This window comes from Streptomyces sp. NPDC038280 (genome assembly GCF_055600045.1).
Genome location: NZ_JBVJYZ010000026.1, coordinates 1 through 20,491, shown reverse-complemented (window position 1 = coordinate 20,491; position 20,491 = coordinate 1). Strand labels below are relative to the sequence as shown.

Sequence of the window (20,491 nt, the reverse complement as noted above, 5' to 3'; positions counted from 1 at the left end):
GATGAGGCAGATGTACCGGCGGGTAGGGGTCTCCCACCCGCGCAGAAGCGAGACCCCGGACCCGATTCGGTCACGCAGCGTGTGACTCGGCTTGGGCTACGGGCGTCAGATCCACCCGGACCAGCCGAAGATGAACCGCGAGAGCAGCCGCATGCGCCCTGTCCCGGGCCCCCAGCCGTCGGCGGGCTTCCTTCACCTGGTCCACGACGGTGTGCTCCGACCGGCACAGGATGCGGGCGATGTCACCGTTCGTACGGCCGTCGGCAACCAGCTCGAGGACCTGGAGCAGCGGCCACGGCCATTCGTCCCGGGCGGCACTGTCCAACTCGAGGCGCAGCACACCAAGCCGGTACGCCGCGTCCACGGCCTGTGATGCCGTCTCGACCCCGCCCAGCTTCCGGAAGATCTCCTGGAAGATGCCTCCGACGGTCTTCAGGTCGATGCGCAGTTCGCGGGCGATCTGCTTGTGGGTCTGGCCGCTGGCCGTGCGGCGCAGCACGTCCAGTTGCTTGTCGGTCAGGGGGCGGTTGCTCAGTCCGCGGCGTGAGGATGGGGCGGGCCCGCCCCCGACCGGTGACGGGCCCTTCTCCGCAGGGGCTGTCACGTTGCGCTCCGGGCCGGCTCGGCAACCTCCACGATCGCCCGGCTACCGCGGAACACCTCGAACTCCGCCTCCGGCATCCACCAGCACTCACAACCCCACACCGTGCCCCCACCGTCCAAGTCCAGCCGGGGGTTCAAGTCCATCTGCGTCAGCAGCTCGACGACCTGCTCGTCCACCGACATGGCCGCACGGCGGGCATCACGCTCGGCGCGGATCCGCCGGTACTCGGCCAGCTCGCGGTCGGCTTCCTCCTGCGTCCTCTTGCCGGCCTCAACGGTCTCGGCGAGCTTCCGCACCATCCACGCGTCGTCAGCGGCCCGCAGCTCCTCGACGTTGCCGGACTCGCCCTCGATGACGTTCCGTGCCATCTGGCGGGTGTTCTCCGGCCAGTTCCCGGAGCCGGGGCGGGGGAAGTCACCGGCGTACACCCCGCGGCCGTACAGGTAGACGCTGTCGTCCGTGGCGTTCCGTACGGCCGCGATACGCGACCCGACAGCCCGGGCGCTCATGCGGCCCTCGCCTTCCCCAGCACCATCAGGTGCTCGTGGATCTGCCGGTTGTACCGAGCGTCCGCGAGGGCGTGATGCTCCCCCGCTTCCTGTGCCGGAAGCCGCGGGTTCCCGGCGTCGACGATGAGGGCCTGGAGCTCGGTGAACCACTGCGGTATGAACGCGGGCATCGAGGCCCAGTTGTTGTCCCAGAGCATGTGGAGCCGGCCGATGTCCTGCCCGCCGTAGTACGCGTACAGCCGGGTCTCCGAGGCGTCCGTGTCCGCGAAGTAGGCGCCGACGTCGGCCTTGATCGTCGCAATGCTGCGTACGGTCTCGTCATCGTGGTTGAGGACGCCCCGGTCGTCGTCGTACCCGAAGACGATGCGCGGCAGGTACGGCCACACGTTGTTCACCATCCACGGGACGGCGAGCAGCGCCTTAAGGTCCATCTCGGCGTTCACGGCGTAGTAGTCGACGCCGCTGTCGTCGGTAAGGCCAATCGAGACGAGACCGCTGTTGGTCGGGTCGCCGGGCAGGAACTCGCAGTCGAGGTAGACGCGTCGGATCGCCATGGGTCAGTTCTCCTTGGTGAGAGCGGTGGCGCGGGGGCGCCGGCTGAACGGAAGGCGGGCGGACGGGCGGGCTACGAGGCGCCGGACGGTGCCCAGCGGACTCGCCATGCGCGGCCGGTCGGCGAGCAGCGCCGGTGACGGGCGCTTCTGGGCGGGCGTCGCCGGGTGCCACATCTCCACCCACACCCCGCCCGTACGCCACAGGCACGCCACACGGCCCGGAACGCTGAAGTCGATCGACGGCCGCTGGTGAGCCGCGCGGGTGTCGAGCACCAGCACCGTGGCCCCGTTGATGAAGGCCAGCAGCGCCTTCTCCCGGTCCGGGCCGGACACTCGCGCGGTGAGCAGCGGGCTCCCGTCGAAGGCGGTCGACTTCTCCCAGTCCGTCAGCTCGGCGACGAGCTTCGTGTACTGGCGGCTGAGCCGCCAGGACCGTTCGGCGTGCGCCCTGGCCTCGTGCACTGCGGGATTGCTCATGGTCTTCTCCTGGCGGGGTGGTGTGTTCTGGTGGGGGGTGGCGCCGGCGGCGGCGAGGAGCAGCCAGTCCCCGGCGGTCACCGGGTCGCCTCGGCGGCCATGCGACGTAGCTCGGTGGCCGATGCCCCGTCGGCCATTTCTCGCTGCATGGTGGCCACGGCGCGCACGGCCTGGTCCCAGATCTCGTCGCGCTCACTGGCGGCCGGGATCACGCCGTGGATGAACGTCTGCTCGGCCTCGTCAGCGGCTTCGCGGAGGATCTCGGCCCGGTGCGCGTCGAGGAGCGCGGTGGCCTCTTCCGTCGGGCGCGGAGTGCTGCACAGGGCCCGGCCGGTGAGGTAGTTGAGGATGCCCTGGCGCGCCTTCTCGGTGGCCGGCTGGGTGGCGGGCTGCTCCCCGACGGCGGGGGTGTCGTGGCAGAACGTGTGCGGTGCTGCGTTGCCGCAGGAGCAGACCCGGCGATGCGACTGCTCCCCGTCCGGCCCGGCAAGGTCGTCGCGCAGTACGACGGCCTGGTCGGGGGTGAGCTCGAGCCAGTACGGCTCACGGTCCGGTCCGGACATGCAGACCGTGATCGTGTCGTCGTCGCCCCACAGGACGTCATTGAGGCCCCACCGCAGCGGGACGGGATCGTCGGCGTCGGCCGGTGATACAACATGCCGCTGCTGTCCGGCGGCCTGGCGGGCGGCGCCGATCCGGTCCCGCAGCTCGCATCCAGCGCAGCCGAGGTTCGCGGCGAGGTTGTCGTGCCGGGCGACGGAGCCGTGCAGGGCGGACAGGTAGGACTCGGCGTCGCGCAGGAGGTGGAGGGCGGTCTGGTCGGTCATGGGGTTCCTCCGGGTGGTGTGGAAGGCTCGGGGGTGGGCCGGCCCGCGCACTGTCGATGCGCGGGGCGGCCCGTCGTGCATCACGAGACGGTCAGCGACTGGCGGGGCAGCAGCCTCGGTGCACGGTCTTGCCGGTGAGCCCGTGGCCGTACTCGCCGATGCCGGGGCAGCTCGTGATGGGCGTGCACTCGCGGCACTCGCTGGTCACATCCGGCAGCGGGCGGCCTGCGATCGCGGCCTCAATCTCCGCGTCGGTCGCGTCCCCGAGCAGGTGGTCCCTGTCGCAGTACCGCTTCATGGTCACGTGGCGGACCGTGCGGCCCTGCTCGGTCGTCTCGATGCGGTCGGGGGTGTTCGGCCGGGTCATGGTGGGTCTCCTTGGGCGCGGGGTGTGGTGGAACCGGATGAGCGGCGGTCAGGCGGTCAGTCGTCGGCGATGAGGAGAGTGGCGAGGCCGAGCCAGGTGAGGACAGCGGCGATCGCGGTGACGATGGCGGACAGTTGGCCGTCGGCGGTGAGGCCGTAAGTGATGCCTCCGGAGATGGCTCCCAGGAGCAGGCCGAGCAGGAACAGGGGCATGCGGGGTTCCTTGTTAGGTGGTGGGGGTGGGCATGGGGCGGCCGCATGTGCAGGCGACGGCGCCGTCGGTGACGGTGGGCTGGCGCCACCGGTGGAACGGGCACGGTTCCACCAGGCGCTCGCCCGGCGGGTGCTGGATCAGGCCGAAGCGCGGGTTGTACGGGCCGCCCATGGCCCGGACCGGGTGGGTGTCGCCGCACACGAGACAGCGGGCCGTCGTCCGGCCCGGGAGCGGTGCGAGGAGAGCGCGCCTCGAGCCGGGGCAGTGTTTCGGCGGCCGGAGTTCCCGTGGCCCGAACACCAGTTGGCGGCCGCCGGGCTGCTGCTCCTCCTGGCCGGCGCCGATCGCCCGGCCTTCGCACGTCGCGCACACCAGCTCCCCCGCTGGTATCTCCTCGGCGGTGAGGACGGGAGCGCGGTCGCTGGAACCGATGCTGTAGCCGCACCAGGCGGTGTAGCAGTCCCGGTCGCCGTGGCGGGATCCGGAGCGGGGCCGGTGCCAGCGGGACATGCCGCGGGTGCGGAGGAACCGGGGCCCGGTGGCGAGGGCCTGGATGTCGAGGGAGACGGTGCTACCGGTCGTGGGCGGGAGCAGGGGGACAGTGCCGGGCATACCGCTCCTTCTTGAGGGGCCGAACGACGGACGGTCAGTCCAGTGAGGACGGGTCGGTGACCGTGACTCCGTCGCGGGTCCGGGAGAGCACCCGCTCGTACTCGCGCTTGGGGTCGTCGAAGCCGCCGCCGGGGCCCTCGAGCGTCAGCGTCTTCGCGTTGACCCGCTTGACCCGATAGGTGTCCGTGCTGGTGTGGAAGGTGCGGACCTCGACGATGTCGCCGGGTCGGAAGTCGGAGCGCTGCCAGGCACGGCCGCGGGCCGCGAGGCGCTCGGCCATGTCAGCCTCGTGCTTCGCCTTATTCGCCTTGTCCTGGGCCGCCTTCGCGGTCTGGTGGGCTTCGATGGCGCGGCGGGTGGCGTTGTCGGCGCGGTTACGGTCGCGTACGGCGGAGCGGTAGGAGTGGTGGCCGACGAGGAGCGGCTGCCCGCCTGCGAACCGGCCGTACATGCCTGACGCGTTCTCGCTCATGCGGTCGGCCTCGGCGGCGAGCTGGTCGGCGCGCTCCCGGGCCTGCTCGGCGCGGCGCCGGGCCTGCTGCGCTTCGTTATTCGACATCGTGATTCCTCTCATTTCATGCGTTGGCGGTGGAGCGGGTGATGGACTGGCGGCGCACGCAGCGCAGAGCGATGGCGTCGGCCTCGTCGAAGGGATCGACCAGCCGGTAGCGGACGTCGTCCGAGCCCTGGTGGTCGAAGCGGATGCAGTCGAAACACGAACACGGGTTGGCGATGTACAGGCCGTGCCGGTGGGTGACGCTGCCGTGGTAGAGGACGAGGTCGCCGGGCTGGATGAGGTCGAGGGCGCGAAGCAGGGTGTCGGACATGGCCGGGTCCTCCGATGGGCGGCGGGAGCGGGGCGCGGCGTGGTGGACGCGCCCCGGGGTGGCTACAGGTCGGTGAGAGTGGCCATCGGGAGGTCGTGGCCGCCGGTGTCCTCGTCCCAGTCGGTGACGATCTCGACGCGGCAGGAGTCGGGCAGGTCGACGGTGAGGGTGATCTCGATGGCAGCCCAGGTGACGTCCCCATCACAGGCGCTGCGCATGACCTGCCGGGTGGTGACGGTGCCGCCGACCCGCTTGTACAGGGCGTTGAGTTCGTGCTGGGACCAGACGGTGATGTGGGTGGCGGTCTCGCCGAGTTCGGCGCGCGGGGTCCAGCCGGAGCAGTAGCCCAGGGCCGTGGCGACCTTCGCAGCGAGCTCTCGGTCCGGGGCGGCGAGGGCGTCCTCGATGCGGGCGATGGCCTGGAGTGCGGCGGTCGGGAGGGCTTCGGTGGGGCGGGTCTGGGTGCGCATGCGGCGGGTTCCCTTCGGCGTGGTGCGGGTGGGCGGGGCTCGGGAGTTGGCCTATGCCGGTAGGCCTTGGCGCAGTGGCGGTCGTTGAGGGCCGCGCGCCCCGGGAAGGGGGGGTCGGGGCGCGCGGCCGGGTGTGGGCGGCACTCGTCGGAAGCGGGTCGGTGCACGGAAGGGGGGCCGTGCGGGCCGCGTGTCCGGGTGCCTGCCCGGGGGTCGCCCTCCCAGGGGGTGGGAGGGCGACGGCGGCTCCCCTGGGGGGTGGGGAGCCGGTCTGGGGGCTAGCTGACGCGGACGGTGTAGTAGCGGGCGTCGTAGCCGAAGTCGGCCCACTGGGCGGCGTGCCCGGGGGCGACGGTGCCGGTGAGGCGGTCCTTGACCGACTGGATGTTGTCGTCCGGCACGGTGCGTACGGTCTCGACGCTGTAGCCGTTCGGGTCGATGAGGGTGATGGTGGCCATGGGGTTCCCCTTCCATCCCTGGGCGTTGGCCCGGTGGGTCGTTGTCGGCTCTGCCAGCCTATCGTTAACGTATTGCATGACGCAATACGTTAACGGGGATTGGTCACCCACAACAAAGGGCCCGACCCCCACCCGGGGCCGGGCCCTACCCACACGCTCACCACGCCATCAAAACGGCGGCTCGTCGCTCCACCCGCCGCCCTCAGGCGCCTTGTGCGTTCCCGGAGTCGACGCCGACCACGGATTCTCGGCCGACGCCGCGCCCTGCTCCCTACGCGCCTGCTGGACCGCCCGCTGCCCCGTCCCCGACGTCTTCTCCACCCGCGCCGTCGCGTACTTCAGAGCCGGGCCGACCTCCTCGACCTCCAGCTCGAGCACGGTGCGCTTCACGCCCTCACGGTCCTCGTACGACCGCTGCCCCAGCCGGCCCATCACGATGACCCGCATCCCGCGCTGCAGCGACTCCGCCACATGCTCCGCCGTCTGCCTCCACACAGAGCACGGCAGGAACAGCGCCTCCCCGTCCTTCCACTCGTTCGTCGCCTTGTCGAACACCCGGGGCGTGGATGCGACCTTGAACCTGGCCACCGCCGCCCCACCCGGGGTGAACCGCAACTCGGGATCGTCCACCAGGTTCCCCACCACGGTGATGACGGTCTCTCCAGACATTCTCTGCTCCTTCTCCGCGTCTCAACTGGCCTGGGCATAGCCGGGCGTACCGCCGGCCCACACCACCCGCGTCTGCGGGCTCGGCTTACTGCTCTTCGCCTTCCGGATCGGGCCGCCGTACTTCGCGTAGTTGCGGCCACGGCAGATGTTCGAGATGAGTCCCGGGACCACGCCGTACGACATTGCGATCACCATGTCCGTATCGCCACGCGCAGAGCGCTCACGAATCGCGATCACTTCCTCCTCCGTGAACGAGCGCGCCTCGTCGGGACGCTCCAGCTCCGGGAACTTCTCCCCACGGGCCTCGAACGCCCGGCGGCTGCGGCTCATGAACGTCGCCGTGGAGTTCCTCTTCAGCCCGTGCATGGCGTCGATGTCCGTGTACCTCAGGCCGCGCGCCACGCACTTCACCACCGCCTCCAGCCGCTCCCGGGGAGTCACCCGCACAGGGATGCCCTGCACGTACTGGCTCACGGCGGCCTCGTCGATGAACGTGTCGTCGTCCTCGAGCTCCGGTTCCGGCGCCAGGTCCCGCACACGGGCATGCTCACCCCAGGCCGGCACGACCGTCTGCCCGTGCTCGTTGAAGTCCAACCACCCCAGCGCGGCGCCCATCGACTGGTCCGGATCGACCAGGCCGGCCAGGACAACGAGCAGCGCGTCCTTCTCCCCCGCACTGAGGCGGGCCAGCGCCTGGTGCACGTCCCGAGGGCCACCGTCACCGTGAACCAGCGTCACCAGGTTCGCCGCGATGGGCAGCAGCTTCTCGGCCATGTCTCCACGCTCCTTCGCGCTCAGTGCACTCATGCCGCCACCCCGTGCTCTGCCGCAACCTTCTCGGCGTCGTAACGCCGCATCCACCGGTACAAGGCATCCCGGCCCACACCGAGCCGCTCAGCAATCTCCCGGCCAGTCACGTTCTCCGCGCGCCACTGCTGGATCTGCGCCGCGAACTCCCAGCACCGCTCCTGCGCCGGACTCGGCTGCGGCGGCATGACCCGCTTCTCACTCGCGGGGATCAGCGCCCACCGCTCCTCCTCCGACAGGCCACCCCAGACACCGAACCGCTGCCCGGTCTCCTGCGCCCATTGGAGGCACGCCTTACGGACCGGGCAACGGCCGCAGATCCTCTTGGCGGCCTCCACCTTCCGCTTCTGGGAGCCGCCATAGCGGGCCGGGAAGAACGTCTCCGGAGGCTCGGTCCGGCAGACCGCGCGGCGCATCCAGTCGTCAGATACGGACAGGGGGATGATCATGCCAAGGCTCCTTCGTTCATCAGTTCCAGAAGAAATGCGGCGTGTTCTATGGAGCGGCCGGTAGACCGCGTAGACCGAGTCATGTCGGTAGTCGCCTCGGCGTTCATGAGGGGGCTCCGGTGAGGGTGTAGAGGCGGATCACGGCTCCGGGCTCGGGGAGGGCTTCGGGGTGTTCGCCGGGGAAGGTCTTGGTGGCGGTGACGCGGATGATGCGGGAGTCGTCCATGACGGCGTGGGCGTCGGCGATGCCGTCGAAGGTGGAGCGGATGAGCTTGTCGACGTCGCCGGAGTGTCGGGTGGTGGGCCAGGTCCGCTTCCGCTTGGGGGCGGTGGCGGGCTTGACGACGGTGAACACGATCTCGGCTTCGAGGGGCCCGTCGAGCGGGGGGACGTGGACGGGGATGCGGCCGATGTGTCCGGTGGCCATGGCGCGTTCGGTGGCTGCGGTGACGAGGGCTCGCCAGGGCTTGACGCGCTTGGACTGTTCGACGAGGACGGCGGAGATGCGGCCGGAGGCGGCGTTGCGTCGGTGTCCGGCGTACTTCTTGCTGCCCTGGGGTGCGGGGCGGCCGTGGACGGTGATGGTGAGGCGCAGCTCCCGTACGAGTTCGGGCTGAGTCGTGGTCACTGGGCGGGCTCCGGCTCGTAGGTGCGGGCGGTCTTGTACTCCCAGCCTTGGTGGGTCTGGAAGGCGACGTGGGCGCCGAGGGTGGCGTTGTTCTGGGCTACGCGACGGGCGCGGGCGAGGTCGCTGGTGTGGAATGTGCGGCGGCGTCCGTTGGGCCACGTGATGACGAGCTGGTACTTGTCGACGCTGGCGTTGGGCTTGGTGCCGCGGTTGCGCCGGTTGTTGACGTGGTGCCGGGTGGGCTTGGTGTACGCCATCACGCCTCCATCGGGTATGCGTCGTGGAGGCGGCCGTCGAGTTCCCGGCCGGCGGCCTTCTTGCCGACCCTGGCGATCTCGACGCGGTGGCCGAGGTCGTCGATCGGGTCGCCGACGAGGAGGACGCCCTTGCTGGTGCCGCCGATGACGAGGTAGCCGGTGGGCGCGTATTCGCCCCACTGTTTGAACAGGAATGGGACGTCGGCCTGGGCGCACTGGTCACGGAGGCTGGTCGCCCAGGTGGGGTTCATCGGTCGGGCGCTGTGGCCGGACTCTCCCCCGACGACCACCCAGTCGAGGCCGTGGAAGCGGCGGCAGCAGTCCCCGGCGTGGACGTAGGAGGCGGTGAGGCCGTGGCCCCGTTCGCTGCCCGCAGGGATGACGGCCTGTTTCAGGTCGATGGGGCCGAGGAGGGGTTCGGCGGAGATCCAGCGGATGGCGGCGGGGGTGTCGAGGAGGGCGGGGATGCGGATGTCGGCCCACTGCTGGTTCTCGACGGACACGCCGAGCCACAAATTCGGCAGGGGCCAGGTCCAGTCGTCGGCCGGCAGGCCTTTGCCGATGGCACGTGAGCGGACCTGGTCGACCCAGGCGGTGTCGTTGAGGAGGGTCCTCATGCGGGCGTGGCGCTTGGTGAGGAGCTGGAAGGTGTGGCGGCGGGCGGCGGCCATGACGGCGAAGATGTCGGCGATCCAGGCCTGGTCGATGTCGGCGTGGAAGAGGTCGGACATGGAGTTGACGAAGACCTTGGCGGGCTTGCGCCAGGTCAGGGGGTCGTTGACCTTGCCGGGGCGGAGCTGGATGTCGAAGCCGTGGGGGAAGGCTGCGTGGCCGCGGAAGCGTTCGGCGATGGTCTTTGCGTAGCAGTTGTCGCAGCCGGCGGAGATCTGCGTGCAGCCGGTGACTGGGTTCCAGGTGCGGTCGGTCCATTCGATGGTGGTGGTGTCACCCACGGCGGATCTCCTCGGTCTGCTGGTAGAGGGCGTTGAGGGCGGCGGTCTGCTGCGGTGCGATCCACTGGGCTTCGGTGAGGGCGGTGCGGTGATCGGGGTAGCGGTAGATGTCGGAGCGGGCGAGGGCGGTGCGGTGGACCCAGTGGGTTCCGGTCCAGGCGTTGTCGTCGCGGAGGATGGCCCAGCCGTCTCCGTGGTGGTCGTCGCGCTTCTCGACCAGGAGGTCGGCGTGGGGTCCGTAGGGGCTGCCGGGGCAGGGGACGCGGAAGACGGTTGCGAGCTCGAGTTCGGCGACGAGCCGGGCGATGTAGTCGTGGTCAGTCACGGCGCTCAGCTCGCGTCTGCTGCATGGCGAGAGCGTCGGCGACGGTGTAGCCGTTGACCGTGATGTGGGGCGCGGCTTCCCTGGCGAGGCGGAGGGCGGTGTCCAGGTCGAAGCGGTGGGCGTTGAGCCAGTCGTCGCCCCGGCCGTAGGGCTTGACACCGCCGTGGTCCCAGGTGCCGTCGGCTCCGAGGCACGCCCCGATGCGGGTGACGGCCCAGCGGTCTCCGCCCCGGTACTGGACCCGGACCTCGAAGACGTGCGCTTCGAAGTCGTCCTCGGGTACGCAGTTCACCGTGTACTCGACGGCCTTGACGGTCGGCTCGGGGATGTCAGTCATTGTCGGGGTGCTCCTTCGGCGTGTCGTGGTCGGTGCGGAGTTCGGTGACGTCGAGGGCCTGGGTGTCGGCGTTGCTGGCGGTGGAGTGGGCGAGGGCGTCGCCGAGGGTCCGTACGACCGGGGCCGTGGGGGCGGGGGCCGGGATGGGGGCGCCGTGGGTGTGGGTGCAGTCGGCGGCCGCCGTGCGGGCGGTGTGGAGGGCGGCCGGCCCGTCGACGGGGTGGGCGTGGTGGGCGCCGTTGGGGCACGGGGTCCAGGCGGTGAACTGGCTGCGGTTGCCGCTGGCGTGGACGAGGAGGGTGTGGTCGTCGAGCTGGGCGGTGGCGGTGCCGTCGGGGGCGGCGTGCCAGGCCCGTATGGGGAGTACGGGGAGGTTCGCGAGGCGGGCGGCGTACGCGGCGCGTATGGCGGGGCCGGTTATGAACTCGGTGTCGGGGGCGGTGCGTATGGGGAGCGGGTGGCGGAGGTCGACGGGTGCCGTGGTGACGTGGAGGGTGGTGCGGGGGCGGGGCTTCTTGGGGGTGCGGCGGGTGCGGGTTTTGGTGCTCACGACGGTTCTCCGTCCGGGGGGTCCTTGGGGGGTGTGGTGCGGGCGCCGAGGCCGTGCTGGGAGAGCACGACCAGGGCGGCGGCGATGAGGCCGAGTGCGAGGGCGATGGCGGCGGGCCCGGTCATACGAGGTCGTCGGGGTGCGGCGGGTTGAGGAGCATGTCGCCGAGGACTTCGCGGAGGTCCTCGTCGAGGAGGAGTTCGTAGCGGCGGCCGTTGGGGTCGACGAGGTGGACGACGGTGTCGTCGGCCAGGTCATGGGGGGTGTCGACCTGCCGGTCCCAGCGCAGCGCGTGGCGTTCGGGGACCGGCTGATGGCCCAGCGTCGACTGCACCCGGCCGCGCACGATGGCGATGGCCGCATCGCATTCGGTGCAGCAGCCGGAGAGGGCTGTGGCGCACCGGTCGACGAACTCGTTCAGGAGCACGGCGTCATGCTCGGTGAACAGCTTCATCAGGTGCTCGTGTACGCCCGGAGGTACGCCGGTGTCCTTGAAGGCGATGGTGGCGAACTCGTAGAGCTGATCGTGATCGGTCATCGCTGGGTCGCCTTTGCGTCGGTGTGGGCGCCGTCGGCCTGGGCGGCGTTGTGGGCGGCGGTCTCGCGGCGGATCTCGAGGACGCGGTCCCAGTAGCCGAGGGCGTATTCGACGACGGGGTGGAGGTCTCCGATGTAGGCGGCCCGGGTGGCGAGCTCGGTGGGGGTGGCGCCGCTGTTGTGCTCGTCGTGGGCGTCGGCGCGGCCGGCGTAGTAGGCGGGGTCCTGCCCGCCGGTGAGGGCCGGGAAGACGGTCATGGTCGTCATGGCGGTCGGTCTCCTGTCGGTGGTCAGGCGGCGTGGGGACGCGGGGCGGGGATGTCGAGGAGGGTGTCGGCGGCCTGGGTGGCGCGCTCGAGGATGCCGATGACGTCGGAGACGTTGGGCTGGCGCTGGGTGTAGAAGTCGGTCTCGCTGACCCAGGTGCGGATGTGCTCGAGGTGGTCGTCGATGCCGGTGGCCGGGTCGTGGGGTGCGTCGGTCGGCAGGACGGCGGAGATCCAGCGCAGCGCGTCCATGACCATCTCGTCGGTCTGGATGAGGAGGTCGGCGCGGACGGCGTGGTCGTGGAAGGCGTTGGGGGTGCTTCCGGTGACGGCCCGGTAGACGGCGGCTTCGATGCTGAGCTGGCCGGTCTTGGCGTTGGCGATGAGCTCCCGGTCGAGGCCGAAGTAGTTGAGGAGCTGGCCGGTGATGTTGAGGACGGTTCCGGTGCTGGACATGGGGGTCTCCCGGTACGGCGGTGCGGAGGGAAGGAAGGGGCGGTTCACCCGGCCCCGGGGAGCTACTGCCGCGCCATGGGCGGGGTGCTCGACTCGGGGCCGGGGGCTTGGGGTTACTGCTCGTGGTCGACGGGGTGGTCGTCGGCACAGGCCGGGCACTGGAGGCGCGGCAGGTTGAACAGGGTGGGCTCGACTTCGCGAAGGCCGGGGGCGGCGGAGTCGAAGATCGTGCTGCAGGCCCAGCAGGAGGGGCAGGCGCAGCGGACGATGTCGTTGGGCGCCGGGATGGGCATGCCCGTGACGTAGGCGACCGAGGCCATCAGGGAGTTGTAGTGGGTGGAGTCGACGGTGTTGTCGGCGAGTTCCATGAGGCGGTCGAACTCGGCCCGCGCGAGGGGGGTGAGCTGGTCGTAGTCGACGGTGTGGTGCTGGGTGCGGGCAGGGCTGATCACGCTCATGGCGGCGCTCCTGGACTCGTGTACTCCGTACGGCCGTTGGGTCGGTCCGTTCGTTGTCGGCTCCATGAGCATAGCCATAACGTATTGCAGAGTGCAATACGTTATGGCGGGGGTTCGGGCATAAAAAAGCCCCGCCGTGGTCAGGGGCGGGGCTGGTGGGAGCGGGCGGGCCGTCAGTTCTCGCGGACAGCGACCCAGCGAGCGTGACTCATGAGGATGTCGCTGAAGCTCACCAAGTCGCTCCGGCCGGCACGTCGAACCGGCAGGTCGTCAGTATCAATCCACCTCCGGATGGTGGACTCGGAGGCCGGGTGGCCGGTTTCCTCGAGCAGCGCGACGGCTTCCCGAAGGGTGACCCAGTCGACGGTGGCCGGCTGGTGGAGCAGGGCGTTCTGGACGTTGACCACGTGCAAGCTCCCGATGATCGACGACCGAAGTTCGCAGCTCCGACGGCCGATAAGCGGGTTCGGACCTTGGGGGTCCGGTTGTGAGGGTGAAGCGCTGGAATGTGCTGGTACTACGTAGACACGCCAGGGTGGCGTCAGGTTGCGTTCGTTTTCAACATCTTTTGCCGGTCGATGTGCCGGTACGCGAGCTGCTGAAGGGACCAGGCGCGGGAGAGCCCGTGGTCGTCGAGGCAGTAGCGGTTCACGCAGCCGGCCTTGCGCTGCTCGGCGTCCCAGAACAGGCCCCAGCATCCGCACGCGGGGCAGGGATGTCGGCGGATCACCTTGTTGTCACCCATGGCCAGGGCGTGCTCGAGGCCCTGGCGGTAGATGACGGTCTCGCGTGCGCGCTGGCGTTCGGGTTCGAGGTGCGCGGTGTGCTCCCGGGCCCAGGCGTAGATCTGGGCGGCGTCCGCGGGGGCCGGGCCGGCATCCGGCACCTCGGCGCGGGTGTGCTCCTCGACCTCGTTCACGCGCGCGCGGATGTAATCAATGATGCCCAGGCGTACCGGCGCACTCGGTGTGGTGGACCTGGTGCACCGCTCGGCCGGACCGCTGCGGCCCGGCTCGATGAAGTCGCTCTGCAGCAGCCGGAGGCGTCGTGCTGTGGTGTCGTCCTCGATGCCCATAGAGTCCCCGTCCGCCGTGCGGCCCGAGGGCGCGGTGCGTGACGGTGAGAGCCGGAGGCGCGCGCCCGGGGCCGGAGTCTGTCACTCCGGGTGAGTTCCGGACGCCCCATCGTGGCATAGAAGTGGCTGGAGTTGAACGCATCGCGACAGATGATCAACGCTGGGCGACGGGTAGGTCCCAGATCGTTCCCGCTCGCCCCGCAATGTCGGGCGGCATATTCACACCCGCTGCGGTGCGGCCTTCATCCCCTCAAGCATCCCCTTCATGTTCTGGTGATCGCTCTCCCCCAAGGCCTCGTGAACGCGCGCTCCGTCGACCATCAGCAGCACCGCTTCGATGGTCGTATCGAAAGCTTCTGCGGTCTGCGGGTCGGTCAGGCTCAGTCCCCGGGCAAGGAACAGGGCCTCGATGGTCTCGGCGAGCGCCTGCTCAACGGCGCAGTTGCTGACGCTTTCCGGCTTGGGGCGTCCGCTGGAGCGGCCCCGTGCGGCGAGGTGCTGCGCAAGATGAATGACGGCCCCGGCATCGTTGACGGGGGTGGGCTCCGGCGGTCGGGCCGGCTCTGCTGCGGTCATGGGGCGTCTCCGCTCCTCCGGCAGATGTGGGAAGGGCTCGCGCCGGCGAGGGCTCGAGTCCGGTCTGGCTGCCGATCCATCCCGGGTAGGTCACTGTGGCACCAAAACAGACCGTGATGTAAGAACGGTCAGGTTTTTGATGCCAGCCGAACGCCCCAAAGGGGTGCGATCCAGCCGCTACTGGTCGGGGTTGCGGCCGAGGAACATGACGCAGCCCCCGCGCAATGCTGGGACGGAGTTTTGCCGACAACGACCCACCAGGCCACGCGGGGGCCGGAGACCTCACGGGCAGGCCCGTCAGATGACGGAGATTGTAGTGGGCTATCTCGTCACGCAGGAAGCCCCATCCCCCGGGCCGGTTCCCCAGGCGGCGGCAGCCCTTCTCCGATGGGGGCGGTGAGGGGTGGGGCAGGGCGCCGGGCTGCGAACCCTTCGGCAGGAGGGGCCGGCGGCCCTGGCCGACAAGCCCGGAGGCCTGCGGCGTTTCGGCGCCTGTCCCCTCCCGATGGGCGCATGCCCCATGTCACTCGGACGGGTGACCCAGAAACCCCGGCACACGGGGCATAGTCGGCGCAATCTCGCCGCACGCAAAAAGCGGCCCCGCCCCCCACCGGGCGGTGAAGGGGGCGGGGCCACAGCTGCGCACGCGCGCGCCTGGTCGCTTCGAAGCGTCAGGCTTCGGCGTCTTCTGACGTCGTCGCCTGCATCTTGGTCCGGTAGTCCAGGAGGCAGATGGTGAGGGCGGCAAGCTCCTTCTGCGTCATGTTCTGGGCCGCGGCGAGGGCCACCGCCTTCGGGTGATCCCACGGAACGTCGCGTGTCCAGGAGTCGAGCGCGAGCTCCGCGTCGTCCGTGCCCGCTGCGGTGCCCTCAGGCCGCTGCTCCGGCAGCTTCTGACCGCCGCCCAGCAAGGCCTGGTTGAACGCCTGCACGGTGGCCCACTCCTTAGTCGGCTCGGGGGCACCATGGCTGTCTCCCAAGGGCGACACGGCCTCGGCGGAGGCCGCCTTTGCGCGGGACGTTGGCTCTGCTGACTTGTCCTCGGCCGTCTCCGGTTTCATTACGGCGTAATAATCGGCGGCGCCGGAGGAGGGGGGTGCCTTCCGTGGCGCCTTCCGGGCTGCCTCGCTGGCGGCCTTCTTCTCCTTCAGGCGCGCCAGGTGCTGTTCCTGCTCCTCCGGCTTCTTGCGACCCACGCTGCGCAGCAACTCGGCCGACTCCTCGCCGGCCTCCAGCCGCCTCTGCAGCTCCGGTGTCAGACCGAGCAGGGCGAGGCGTTGGGACACCCAGCCTTGGGAGCGGTGCAGCCGTGCGGCGAGCGCTTCCTGGGTCTTGTGGACCTTCATGAGTTGCTCGAGGGCCCTGGCTTCGTCCAGGGGCTCGAGGTCGTTTCGGTGGACGTTGGCGACGAGGGCCGATTCCAGGATTTCGTCGGGGTTGCTGCCGAGGTCGTCGTCGAGCATCACCTTGATGGTCTCGAGGCCTGCTTCGCGTGACGCGGCCAGGCGGGAGTTGCCCTCGATGACGACGTACCGGGTGTCGGGCTCGAGGTCCTGCTCCCTGCCGGGGTTGCCTTCGAGGTAGGCGAACCGGCTCATGATGCTGATCGCGGTCTTCTGACCGTGGTCGCGCAGGCTGTTGGCGAGGTCGGTCAGGTCGCCGAGGTCGGTGCGGGGGTTGTCCGGGTTCAGGCTGATGACGGCGACGGGCAGCTGGACGGGAGGCGGTGCGGCTGCGGTGGGGGCGGCGGTCGCGGCTTCGATGGCGGCGCGTCGGGAGCTGACGGGCCGGGCCTGCTGGAAGGAGGATCCGGCGCCAAGCATGTCGGCCTTGCTCATGAGATCTCCCGGGCGAGGGCGCGCATTCCGACGGCCTGGTTGCAGCGGGGGGCGTAGGCGAGGAGCGGCTTCTTCACGCGTACCGCTTCCTTCTGCTCCTTCAGATCGCCGATGACGCCGACCACTCGAGGATCCTTTATGTCCATCCAGGCCTGGAGCGAGGACGTGGCGATGTAGCCGCGGCGGGCGTCGTAGTGATTGACGACGAGGCCGAGGTAGTCCAGGTCCAGGTGCATGTCGCTGCGCAGGTCTTCGATCTGCGAGGTGAGCAGTCCGTACGCGTCGGCGGAACTGTCCTCGGCCTGGACCACGACGAGCACGCCCGAGTTGCCGGGGTGTTCGTCGGGCCGGCGGCGCCCGAAGTATGCGGCGGCGTCCATGCTCAGGCCCAGGCTCGGCGGGCAGTCGACCACGATGGCGTCGTAGTCCGCCTCGAGGGGGAGCAGGGCGCGTTCCAGGGCTGCTTCCCGGGCGCGGACTCCGGAGAGCTTCACGTCCAGGAGGAAGGCGTCGGTGCACGCGGGCAGCAGGTGCAGGCGGTCACCGAACCTGTCGTCTTCGATGGTGACGACGAGGTCCCGGATCTCGCCCTTGGGCTCGCCGGCCATGTGCTTGGTCAGGCTGTCGCCCTCGATGGGAAGCGGCTCCTGGCCGAGCTGCTTGGTGAGGTGGGCCTGGGGGTCGAAGTCGACGAGGAGGACGCGGCGTCCGAGCCCGGGCAGGTCCTCGTAGTCGAGGGAGGAGTCGCCTGCCTCGTCCTCAGTGGTGAGGGCGGCGGCGAAGTGCTTCGAGATGCGTACGGCGTGCAGCTGGTTGGGGTCCTCTGCGAGGGCTTCCCCGACGCCTGCGGCGATGGCGGTCTTGCCGACGCCGCCCTTCTGGTTGCAGACGATGACCCGCGCGGGGTGCTGCGGACGCACCACGGCCGGGGCCGGGTTCGTGTCCAGCCACACCTGCACGGACTGGGAGAGGCCCTGGACGATGGAGACGCCGCGGGCGGTGCAGTCGTTGCGGAAGTCCTCCCAGTGGCCGGTGGGGAGGAAGGTGGAGAAGGACCTGGCGCCGGACGTGTCGATGGGGGTGAGGTTCGATCCCAGCCCGCGCCAAGCCGTGATGCCGGCCTCGACGGCGTGCTGAATGTCGATGCCGCGTTGCGCTGTCCGGATCTTCAGATCCTTCTGCAGCCCGGCCGGGAGCTTGGAGACGACCTTCTCGCGGTCGCCGGGGGTGGGTGAAGTCATGGACGACACCTTACTAACGTCCAAGATCGAAACAAGCACCGACGCGCTACTTCTTAGCCTTTGATGCTCGGTCACTGACCCCGGGCGGGATTATTACGCCGTAATACTCGAGCGCCCCGGGCGACCGACGGCGCCGCTGCCCTCGACCAGATCGAGCAGTATTACGCCGTAATAATTCGTCGCCCCGGCTGCTCAGGCTGTCTTGAACACCTGCTGGGGTTCGCGGCCCTGGCCGCTGTACTTGTACGCCAGGGCGGCCTGAACGCTGGCCTCCAACGCGTCGGCCGGCTGCCCCTTAGTGAGGCGCTCTATCTCGGCGACCGCATCGGTGAACGCGGCCTCCGGTTCGCGATGAGCGGCCAGGGCCTGGTCCTGCCGCGCGATGGCGGCCCCGATGAGCGGGTTGGCCGCAGGCGCCTCGGCCTTGTTCTCCAGGTGCGCCTGGAGGGCCCGCCGGTATCCCGGGGAGGCGGTGTCGCGTGTCCGTACGGGCGCGGTCGGCGACGGTGCACGCGGCTCCGGCTCGGCGGTGACGCCCTTGAGCGCGCCGACGGCCAGGATCCGGATGGTGCGCACGACGGCCTGGCCGACCTTGTCGTTGATCTGCTTGGCGACAGCCCCGCCGAGAAGACGCAGCTGCGCGGCGTAGGCGGGGGAGCCAGGCCGCAGGTCGAGCCGGCCACTGTCAGGGTCGAACGAGACGGGCTCCACGCGGCCGACGAACTGCGGGCACAGGCTGGCCCACTGGTCGAGGATGCTCCCTCCACCGAGACCGATGGACCATCCCTGCTCGCCGCTGATCTGCCCAAGGACGGCTCCGAAGCCGACCGGGTCGCGGCCGCCGCTGCGGTCCGTACGAACCGTCCGGTGGCGGGTCCTGCCCGGGCGGGCAACCGGGCCGCCGCGCTGGGCGGCCTTGTAGGCGGCGAGGGCCTGGCGCGCGAGGTCCCGCCCCGACGCTTGCTGCTGGTCGGTCACCGCCACGCTCCCGCCTGGAAGGCCGACGATGCGGCAAGCCCCGCGGCCTTGGAGGCGAGGGCGGTTCCGTAGAGGTCGATGGCGTCGTCGTCGCCGTGGTCCTCGAGGTGGTCGATGACGACCTGGATGTCGTAGCGGGCCCGAGCGCGGGCCGCGCGGCGGTCGTCGTCGGTGCGGACGGTCCTGCCGAAGAGGGCCTCGAGGCTGGCCCGGTCAGCGGCCGCGCGCTCCGCCTGCTCCCGCCAGGTCTGGCCGACGAGACGCTCCTCGGCAGCGGCCAGCTCGGCATCCCGGGAGGCGTCGCGGGCCAGGGCGGCGCGCAGGTAGTTGGCGGGCTGCTTCGGCTTCCAGCCCATGCACATGCCGGAGAGCTCAGCAGCGATCTGGTCGGCGTCCAGGCCCCGGTCGATGAGGGGCCGCAGGGCGTAAGCGAGACGGCGCAGGCCCTCGGCCTGGGTCCAGGCCACCAGCGGCCGCACCCGGCGGGCGATCTGGATGTCCCGGGCAACCCGCAGCGCGCTACGGCGCCCGCTGGTACCGGTCGCCTTGCTGCTGCTGTTCCTCTGGTGGGGGATCGATGCGGTTCGACGACCCGCTGGCGGGGTGTAGTTACTACCACCCTCTACCTTCAGCTTTCCCTCTTCCTCTACCCAGGTGAGGGAAGGGGGCGCACAGGCCTCGAGGCCAGGGTTGTCCACAGGCGGGTTATCCACAGGGTCCTGCTGGTAGCTGCGCTGGTCGACGACGACCCGGGCGGTGTACCCAGAGCCGATGATCCGGTGGCCCATGGCCCGGTCGTAGGCGGCCGGGATCACCGCGGCGTACACGGTGGCCGTACCGGCGTACCCCTTCATCCCGAGAGCCCGGCGGATGTTCGCCTTGGTGCCGTGGACAACCCAGGCGAGCGCGCCGAGCTCGCGCAGGGCGGCGATGTGCCGCTTGATCGTGGACCTGTCGATGCCGAGCCGGGCGACCATCTCGTCCAGGCAGTAGCGGGCGTGCCCGGTGTCGTAGTCCATGCGCCCGGCCAGGTCCTCGGCGACGCGGAGGGTGGTGGCGTTCGCCTTCGGGTGGAGGCCGGCGGCGATGAGCCACTCCACGGAGCGGAGCCACCGGCGCGGACCGGTGCGTCGGGAGGCCGTGTTCTCGAGTTCCTGGGCGGCACCGCGTACCGGCTCGAAGGCGGTTCGCTGGCACGGGATGTCACCCGAGGGGGCGGACATAGGCCGCGAAACGCCCGTGCGGGCGCGCGGAAGCTGACAAGACGCCTGTGCGTACTGCAAGATGTAGTCGCTCGCTTCCTTGAGATGGGGGCAGCAGAAAGCCCCGCTTCGGTGGGTGCTGGTTCCTCGCAGAACCTGTAGATCGCTCGAACGCTCGGGCCCGGTCGCCAAACCGGATTCGAAGTTCGGGCCTTAGCTCGGATCGCCAAATCCGAGCCGTAGGAAATGGCCGCGCACGGTGCGCCAACACCAGCGGCCGGCGGTAGAGGAAGTGCCCCCGCCAAGGGGCCCAGGACCTCCCGCCCAGCAGGAGCTACGTCATCGACTTCTTCTCTCTGTTCGTACGTCGCCGGTCCTCAAGTCGAGGGATCCCGGCCGCTTCGTGGTCGGCGCGGTCGCAGGCGGCGAGTATCGCCAACGCGAACTGCCGCGCCTCAGTGGTCTGGGTAGCGGTGTAGTCACCCGGCGAGTGTCCCGGCGTGGTCAGGTAGACGACTTGGGCTACGTCGTCGTTGTCGACGACGCGCACGCCCCAAAAAACCTCGCTCCTGAAGGGCGGGGTCCACCGCACCTGCCATTCAGGGCCGGGCATGGGGTGGGAGGCGTCGTTAATGACGCTCGGCTTGGGCAGCTCGGCGGTACCTGCCAGCGTGGTCAGCTCGAGGAGCTGACGGCGCAGCTCGGACAGGGTCAGCCCGGCGGCCGAGAGCTGCTCGGCCGGGCTGCTCATCGAGCGAGTGAGGTAGAGGTGACGGGGCTCGCGCTCGACGCCGGTGTGATCTTCGCGGCGGTGCGCTGGGTCCCACTGTCTGATCGCCCGGGTGTCCGGGTACTCTTCGCCATAGAGCTGGCACCTTCATTCGTTTCCGCGGTGGGGTGTCGGCGGGCCCCGCGTCCGGATGCGACCAACATTCGGACTGCTCCGCAAGGAGCGAGCGGGGCCTTTTGAC

The 20,491-nt window shown here is 70.1% G+C and carries 34 protein-coding genes and 1 pseudogene; all 35 read right to left on the bottom strand.

What is annotated here, in order from left to right:
* Positions 1 to 70: 70 nt before the first annotated feature.
* The 35 genes and pseudogenes from ACZ7J0_RS32325 to ACZ7J0_RS32155 all read right to left on the bottom strand — a co-directional run bounded on the left by ACZ7J0_RS32325 (position 71) and on the right by ACZ7J0_RS32155 (position 20,271).
* Entirely contained in the window at positions 71 to 604 is a 534-nt protein-coding gene (locus ACZ7J0_RS32325; RefSeq protein ID WP_470893385.1) for a response regulator transcription factor, read from the bottom strand.
* Entirely contained in the window at positions 601 to 1,113 is a 513-nt protein-coding gene (locus ACZ7J0_RS32320; protein ID WP_470893383.1) for a hypothetical protein, read from the bottom strand. Before ACZ7J0_RS32320 ends, ACZ7J0_RS32325 begins: the two co-directional genes overlap by 4 nt.
* Complete coding sequence (locus ACZ7J0_RS32315; RefSeq protein WP_470893381.1) at positions 1,110 to 1,667, bottom strand: hypothetical protein; 558 nt, start codon at positions 1,665 to 1,667, stop codon at positions 1,110 to 1,112. Before ACZ7J0_RS32315 ends, ACZ7J0_RS32320 begins: the two co-directional genes overlap by 4 nt.
* Positions 1,668 to 1,670: 3 nt before the next feature.
* The gene (locus tag ACZ7J0_RS32310; RefSeq protein WP_470893379.1) at positions 1,671 to 2,225 is read right to left on the bottom strand and encodes a hypothetical protein; all 555 of its coding nucleotides are present in this window, start codon (positions 2,223 to 2,225) and stop codon (positions 1,671 to 1,673) included.
* Positions 2,222 to 2,971, bottom strand: coding sequence for a hypothetical protein (locus ACZ7J0_RS32305; RefSeq protein ID WP_470893377.1), 750 nt, complete (start codon positions 2,969 to 2,971; stop codon positions 2,222 to 2,224). Before ACZ7J0_RS32305 ends, ACZ7J0_RS32310 begins: the two co-directional genes overlap by 4 nt.
* Positions 2,972 to 3,062: 91 nt before the next feature.
* A complete protein-coding gene (locus ACZ7J0_RS32300; protein WP_470893375.1) occupies positions 3,063 to 3,338 on the bottom strand; it encodes a hypothetical protein in 276 nt (91 codons plus the stop codon).
* 56 nt (positions 3,339 to 3,394) lie between these two features.
* Complete coding sequence (locus ACZ7J0_RS32295) at positions 3,395 to 3,550, bottom strand: hypothetical protein (RefSeq protein ID WP_470893373.1); 156 nt, start codon at positions 3,548 to 3,550, stop codon at positions 3,395 to 3,397.
* Positions 3,551 to 3,563: 13 nt separating this feature from the next.
* Positions 3,564 to 4,163, bottom strand: coding sequence for a hypothetical protein (locus tag ACZ7J0_RS32290; protein WP_470893371.1), 600 nt, complete (start codon positions 4,161 to 4,163; stop codon positions 3,564 to 3,566).
* A gap of 34 nt (positions 4,164 to 4,197) precedes the next feature.
* Entirely contained in the window at positions 4,198 to 4,722 is a 525-nt protein-coding gene (locus ACZ7J0_RS32285) for a DUF3560 domain-containing protein (protein WP_470893369.1), read from the bottom strand.
* A gap of 16 nt (positions 4,723 to 4,738) precedes the next feature.
* Positions 4,739 to 4,990: a hypothetical protein gene (locus ACZ7J0_RS32280; protein ID WP_470893367.1), complete on the bottom strand. Its 252-nt coding sequence runs from the start codon at positions 4,988 to 4,990 to the stop codon at positions 4,739 to 4,741.
* Between the two features lie 62 nt (positions 4,991 to 5,052).
* Positions 5,053 to 5,460, bottom strand: coding sequence for a hypothetical protein (locus tag ACZ7J0_RS32275; protein WP_470893365.1), 408 nt, complete (start codon positions 5,458 to 5,460; stop codon positions 5,053 to 5,055).
* A gap of 278 nt (positions 5,461 to 5,738) precedes the next feature.
* Positions 5,739 to 5,918 carry a hypothetical protein gene (locus ACZ7J0_RS32270; protein WP_470893363.1) on the bottom strand — a complete coding sequence of 60 codons (180 nt, stop codon included), beginning with the start codon at positions 5,916 to 5,918 and terminating at the stop codon, positions 5,739 to 5,741.
* Positions 5,919 to 6,086: 168 nt separating this feature from the next.
* Complete coding sequence (locus tag ACZ7J0_RS32265; protein ID WP_470893361.1) at positions 6,087 to 6,587, bottom strand: single-stranded DNA-binding protein; 501 nt, start codon at positions 6,585 to 6,587, stop codon at positions 6,087 to 6,089.
* A gap of 21 nt (positions 6,588 to 6,608) precedes the next feature.
* Positions 6,609 to 7,394, bottom strand: a complete 786-nt coding sequence (locus tag ACZ7J0_RS32260; protein ID WP_470893359.1) for a hypothetical protein — start codon at positions 7,392 to 7,394, stop codon at positions 6,609 to 6,611.
* Entirely contained in the window at positions 7,391 to 7,582 is a 192-nt protein-coding gene (locus tag ACZ7J0_RS32255; protein ID WP_470893557.1) for a helix-turn-helix domain-containing protein, read from the bottom strand. The genes ACZ7J0_RS32260 and ACZ7J0_RS32255 overlap by 4 nt, the downstream gene beginning before the upstream one ends.
* Positions 7,583 to 7,606: 24 nt before the next feature.
* Positions 7,607 to 7,843: pseudogene (locus ACZ7J0_RS32250) on the bottom strand (WhiB family transcriptional regulator); the annotation flags it as partial.
* A gap of 103 nt (positions 7,844 to 7,946) precedes the next feature.
* Complete coding sequence (locus ACZ7J0_RS32245; RefSeq protein ID WP_470893357.1) at positions 7,947 to 8,471, bottom strand: RusA family crossover junction endodeoxyribonuclease; 525 nt, start codon at positions 8,469 to 8,471, stop codon at positions 7,947 to 7,949.
* Positions 8,468 to 8,728 (bottom strand): hypothetical protein, encoded by a 261-nt coding sequence (locus tag ACZ7J0_RS32240; protein ID WP_470893355.1) that lies wholly within the window; start codon positions 8,726 to 8,728, stop codon positions 8,468 to 8,470. The genes ACZ7J0_RS32245 and ACZ7J0_RS32240 overlap by 4 nt, the downstream gene beginning before the upstream one ends.
* The gene (locus ACZ7J0_RS32235; RefSeq protein WP_470893353.1) at positions 8,728 to 9,681 is read right to left on the bottom strand and encodes a DUF5131 family protein; all 954 of its coding nucleotides are present in this window, start codon (positions 9,679 to 9,681) and stop codon (positions 8,728 to 8,730) included. Before ACZ7J0_RS32235 ends, ACZ7J0_RS32240 begins: the two co-directional genes overlap by 1 nt.
* The gene (locus ACZ7J0_RS32230) at positions 9,674 to 10,006 is read right to left on the bottom strand and encodes a hypothetical protein (RefSeq protein ID WP_470893351.1); all 333 of its coding nucleotides are present in this window, start codon (positions 10,004 to 10,006) and stop codon (positions 9,674 to 9,676) included. The genes ACZ7J0_RS32235 and ACZ7J0_RS32230 overlap by 8 nt, the downstream gene beginning before the upstream one ends.
* Positions 9,999 to 10,343 carry a hypothetical protein gene (locus ACZ7J0_RS32225; protein WP_470893349.1) on the bottom strand — a complete coding sequence of 115 codons (345 nt, stop codon included), beginning with the start codon at positions 10,341 to 10,343 and terminating at the stop codon, positions 9,999 to 10,001. The genes ACZ7J0_RS32230 and ACZ7J0_RS32225 overlap by 8 nt, the downstream gene beginning before the upstream one ends.
* Positions 10,336 to 10,893: a hypothetical protein gene (locus ACZ7J0_RS32220; protein ID WP_470893348.1), complete on the bottom strand. Its 558-nt coding sequence runs from the start codon at positions 10,891 to 10,893 to the stop codon at positions 10,336 to 10,338. The genes ACZ7J0_RS32225 and ACZ7J0_RS32220 overlap by 8 nt, the downstream gene beginning before the upstream one ends.
* Entirely contained in the window at positions 10,890 to 11,018 is a 129-nt protein-coding gene (locus ACZ7J0_RS32215) for a hypothetical protein (RefSeq protein WP_470893347.1), read from the bottom strand. The genes ACZ7J0_RS32220 and ACZ7J0_RS32215 overlap by 4 nt, the downstream gene beginning before the upstream one ends.
* On the bottom strand, positions 11,015 to 11,431 hold the full coding sequence (locus ACZ7J0_RS32210) for a hypothetical protein (protein WP_470893346.1): 417 nt from the start codon (positions 11,429 to 11,431) through the stop codon (positions 11,015 to 11,017). Before ACZ7J0_RS32210 ends, ACZ7J0_RS32215 begins: the two co-directional genes overlap by 4 nt.
* Positions 11,428 to 11,697: a hypothetical protein gene (locus ACZ7J0_RS32205; protein ID WP_470893344.1), complete on the bottom strand. Its 270-nt coding sequence runs from the start codon at positions 11,695 to 11,697 to the stop codon at positions 11,428 to 11,430. Before ACZ7J0_RS32205 ends, ACZ7J0_RS32210 begins: the two co-directional genes overlap by 4 nt.
* Before the next feature lie 23 nt (positions 11,698 to 11,720).
* On the bottom strand, positions 11,721 to 12,152 hold the full coding sequence (locus ACZ7J0_RS32200) for a hypothetical protein (RefSeq protein ID WP_470893342.1): 432 nt from the start codon (positions 12,150 to 12,152) through the stop codon (positions 11,721 to 11,723).
* Positions 12,153 to 12,265: 113 nt separating this feature from the next.
* Positions 12,266 to 12,610 (bottom strand): hypothetical protein, encoded by a 345-nt coding sequence (locus tag ACZ7J0_RS32195; protein WP_470893341.1) that lies wholly within the window; start codon positions 12,608 to 12,610, stop codon positions 12,266 to 12,268.
* A 173-nt stretch (positions 12,611 to 12,783) separates the two neighbouring features.
* Positions 12,784 to 13,023 carry a hypothetical protein gene (locus ACZ7J0_RS32190; RefSeq protein WP_470893339.1) on the bottom strand — a complete coding sequence of 80 codons (240 nt, stop codon included), beginning with the start codon at positions 13,021 to 13,023 and terminating at the stop codon, positions 12,784 to 12,786.
* Between the two features lie 128 nt (positions 13,024 to 13,151).
* The gene (locus ACZ7J0_RS32185) at positions 13,152 to 13,685 is read right to left on the bottom strand and encodes a hypothetical protein (RefSeq protein ID WP_470893338.1); all 534 of its coding nucleotides are present in this window, start codon (positions 13,683 to 13,685) and stop codon (positions 13,152 to 13,154) included.
* A gap of 219 nt (positions 13,686 to 13,904) precedes the next feature.
* Positions 13,905 to 14,261, bottom strand: coding sequence for a hypothetical protein (locus tag ACZ7J0_RS32180; RefSeq protein ID WP_470893336.1), 357 nt, complete (start codon positions 14,259 to 14,261; stop codon positions 13,905 to 13,907).
* A gap of 671 nt (positions 14,262 to 14,932) precedes the next feature.
* Positions 14,933 to 16,099: a ParB/RepB/Spo0J family partition protein gene (locus tag ACZ7J0_RS32175; protein WP_470893334.1), complete on the bottom strand. Its 1,167-nt coding sequence runs from the start codon at positions 16,097 to 16,099 to the stop codon at positions 14,933 to 14,935.
* Positions 16,096 to 17,340 (bottom strand): AAA family ATPase, encoded by a 1,245-nt coding sequence (locus ACZ7J0_RS32170; protein ID WP_470893332.1) that lies wholly within the window; start codon positions 17,338 to 17,340, stop codon positions 16,096 to 16,098. Before ACZ7J0_RS32170 ends, ACZ7J0_RS32175 begins: the two co-directional genes overlap by 4 nt.
* 192 nt (positions 17,341 to 17,532) lie before the next feature.
* Positions 17,533 to 18,318, bottom strand: a complete 786-nt coding sequence (locus tag ACZ7J0_RS32165) for a DciA family protein (protein WP_470893330.1) — start codon at positions 18,316 to 18,318, stop codon at positions 17,533 to 17,535.
* Positions 18,315 to 19,541: a cell wall protein gene (locus tag ACZ7J0_RS32160; RefSeq protein WP_470893329.1), complete on the bottom strand. Its 1,227-nt coding sequence runs from the start codon at positions 19,539 to 19,541 to the stop codon at positions 18,315 to 18,317. Before ACZ7J0_RS32160 ends, ACZ7J0_RS32165 begins: the two co-directional genes overlap by 4 nt.
* A 313-nt stretch (positions 19,542 to 19,854) precedes the next feature.
* Entirely contained in the window at positions 19,855 to 20,271 is a 417-nt protein-coding gene (locus ACZ7J0_RS32155) for a hypothetical protein (RefSeq protein WP_470893327.1), read from the bottom strand.
* Between the last annotated feature and the right edge of the window lie 220 nt (positions 20,272 to 20,491).

Bases quoted from the DNA above. Each gene is read 5' to 3' on its own strand.
- ACZ7J0_RS32320 (WP_470893383.1), bottom strand. From the start codon at position 1,113: ATGAGCGCCCGGGCTGTCGGGTCGCGTATCGCGGCCGTACGGAACGCC.
- ACZ7J0_RS32160 (WP_470893329.1), bottom strand. From the start codon at position 19,541: ATGTCCGCCCCCTCGGGTGACATCCCGTGCCAGCGAACCGCCTTCGAG.
- ACZ7J0_RS32210 (WP_470893346.1), bottom strand. From the start codon at position 11,431: ATGACCGATCACGATCAGCTCTACGAGTTCGCCACCATCGCCTTCAAG.
- ACZ7J0_RS32195 (WP_470893341.1), bottom strand. From the start codon at position 12,610: ATGAGCGTGATCAGCCCTGCCCGCACCCAGCACCACACCGTCGACTAC.
- ACZ7J0_RS32215 (WP_470893347.1), bottom strand. From the start codon at position 11,018: ATGACCGGGCCCGCCGCCATCGCCCTCGCACTCGGCCTCATCGCCGCC.
- ACZ7J0_RS32280 (WP_470893367.1), bottom strand. From the start codon at position 4,990: ATGTCCGACACCCTGCTTCGCGCCCTCGACCTCATCCAGCCCGGCGAC.
- ACZ7J0_RS32200 (WP_470893342.1), bottom strand. From the start codon at position 12,152: ATGTCCAGCACCGGAACCGTCCTCAACATCACCGGCCAGCTCCTCAAC.
- ACZ7J0_RS32255 (WP_470893557.1), bottom strand. From the start codon at position 7,582: ATGCCGCCGCAGCCGAGTCCGGCGCAGGAGCGGTGCTGGGAGTTCGCG.
- ACZ7J0_RS32225 (WP_470893349.1), bottom strand. From the start codon at position 10,343: ATGACTGACATCCCCGAGCCGACCGTCAAGGCCGTCGAGTACACGGTG.
- ACZ7J0_RS32300 (WP_470893375.1), bottom strand. From the start codon at position 3,338: ATGACCCGGCCGAACACCCCCGACCGCATCGAGACGACCGAGCAGGGC.
- ACZ7J0_RS32270 (WP_470893363.1), bottom strand. From the start codon at position 5,918: ATGGCCACCATCACCCTCATCGACCCGAACGGCTACAGCGTCGAGACC.
- ACZ7J0_RS32170 (WP_470893332.1), bottom strand. From the start codon at position 17,340: ATGACTTCACCCACCCCCGGCGACCGCGAGAAGGTCGTCTCCAAGCTC.
- ACZ7J0_RS32180 (WP_470893336.1), bottom strand. From the start codon at position 14,261: ATGACCGCAGCAGAGCCGGCCCGACCGCCGGAGCCCACCCCCGTCAAC.
- ACZ7J0_RS32240 (WP_470893355.1), bottom strand. From the start codon at position 8,728: ATGGCGTACACCAAGCCCACCCGGCACCACGTCAACAACCGGCGCAAC.
- ACZ7J0_RS32260 (WP_470893359.1), bottom strand. From the start codon at position 7,394: ATGAGTGCACTGAGCGCGAAGGAGCGTGGAGACATGGCCGAGAAGCTG.
- ACZ7J0_RS32305 (WP_470893377.1), bottom strand. From the start codon at position 2,971: ATGACCGACCAGACCGCCCTCCACCTCCTGCGCGACGCCGAGTCCTAC.
- ACZ7J0_RS32155 (WP_470893327.1), bottom strand. From the start codon at position 20,271: ATGAGCAGCCCGGCCGAGCAGCTCTCGGCCGCCGGGCTGACCCTGTCC.
- ACZ7J0_RS32285 (WP_470893369.1), bottom strand. From the start codon at position 4,722: ATGTCGAATAACGAAGCGCAGCAGGCCCGGCGCCGCGCCGAGCAGGCC.
- ACZ7J0_RS32205 (WP_470893344.1), bottom strand. From the start codon at position 11,697: ATGACGACCATGACCGTCTTCCCGGCCCTCACCGGCGGGCAGGACCCC.
- ACZ7J0_RS32175 (WP_470893334.1), bottom strand. From the start codon at position 16,099: ATGAGCAAGGCCGACATGCTTGGCGCCGGATCCTCCTTCCAGCAGGCC.
- ACZ7J0_RS32290 (WP_470893371.1), bottom strand. From the start codon at position 4,163: ATGCCCGGCACTGTCCCCCTGCTCCCGCCCACGACCGGTAGCACCGTC.
- ACZ7J0_RS32315 (WP_470893381.1), bottom strand. From the start codon at position 1,667: ATGGCGATCCGACGCGTCTACCTCGACTGCGAGTTCCTGCCCGGCGAC.
- ACZ7J0_RS32295 (WP_470893373.1), bottom strand. From the start codon at position 3,550: ATGCCCCTGTTCCTGCTCGGCCTGCTCCTGGGAGCCATCTCCGGAGGC.
- ACZ7J0_RS32265 (WP_470893361.1), bottom strand. From the start codon at position 6,587: ATGTCTGGAGAGACCGTCATCACCGTGGTGGGGAACCTGGTGGACGAT.
- ACZ7J0_RS32185 (WP_470893338.1), bottom strand. From the start codon at position 13,685: ATGGGCATCGAGGACGACACCACAGCACGACGCCTCCGGCTGCTGCAG.
- ACZ7J0_RS32275 (WP_470893365.1), bottom strand. From the start codon at position 5,460: ATGCGCACCCAGACCCGCCCCACCGAAGCCCTCCCGACCGCCGCACTC.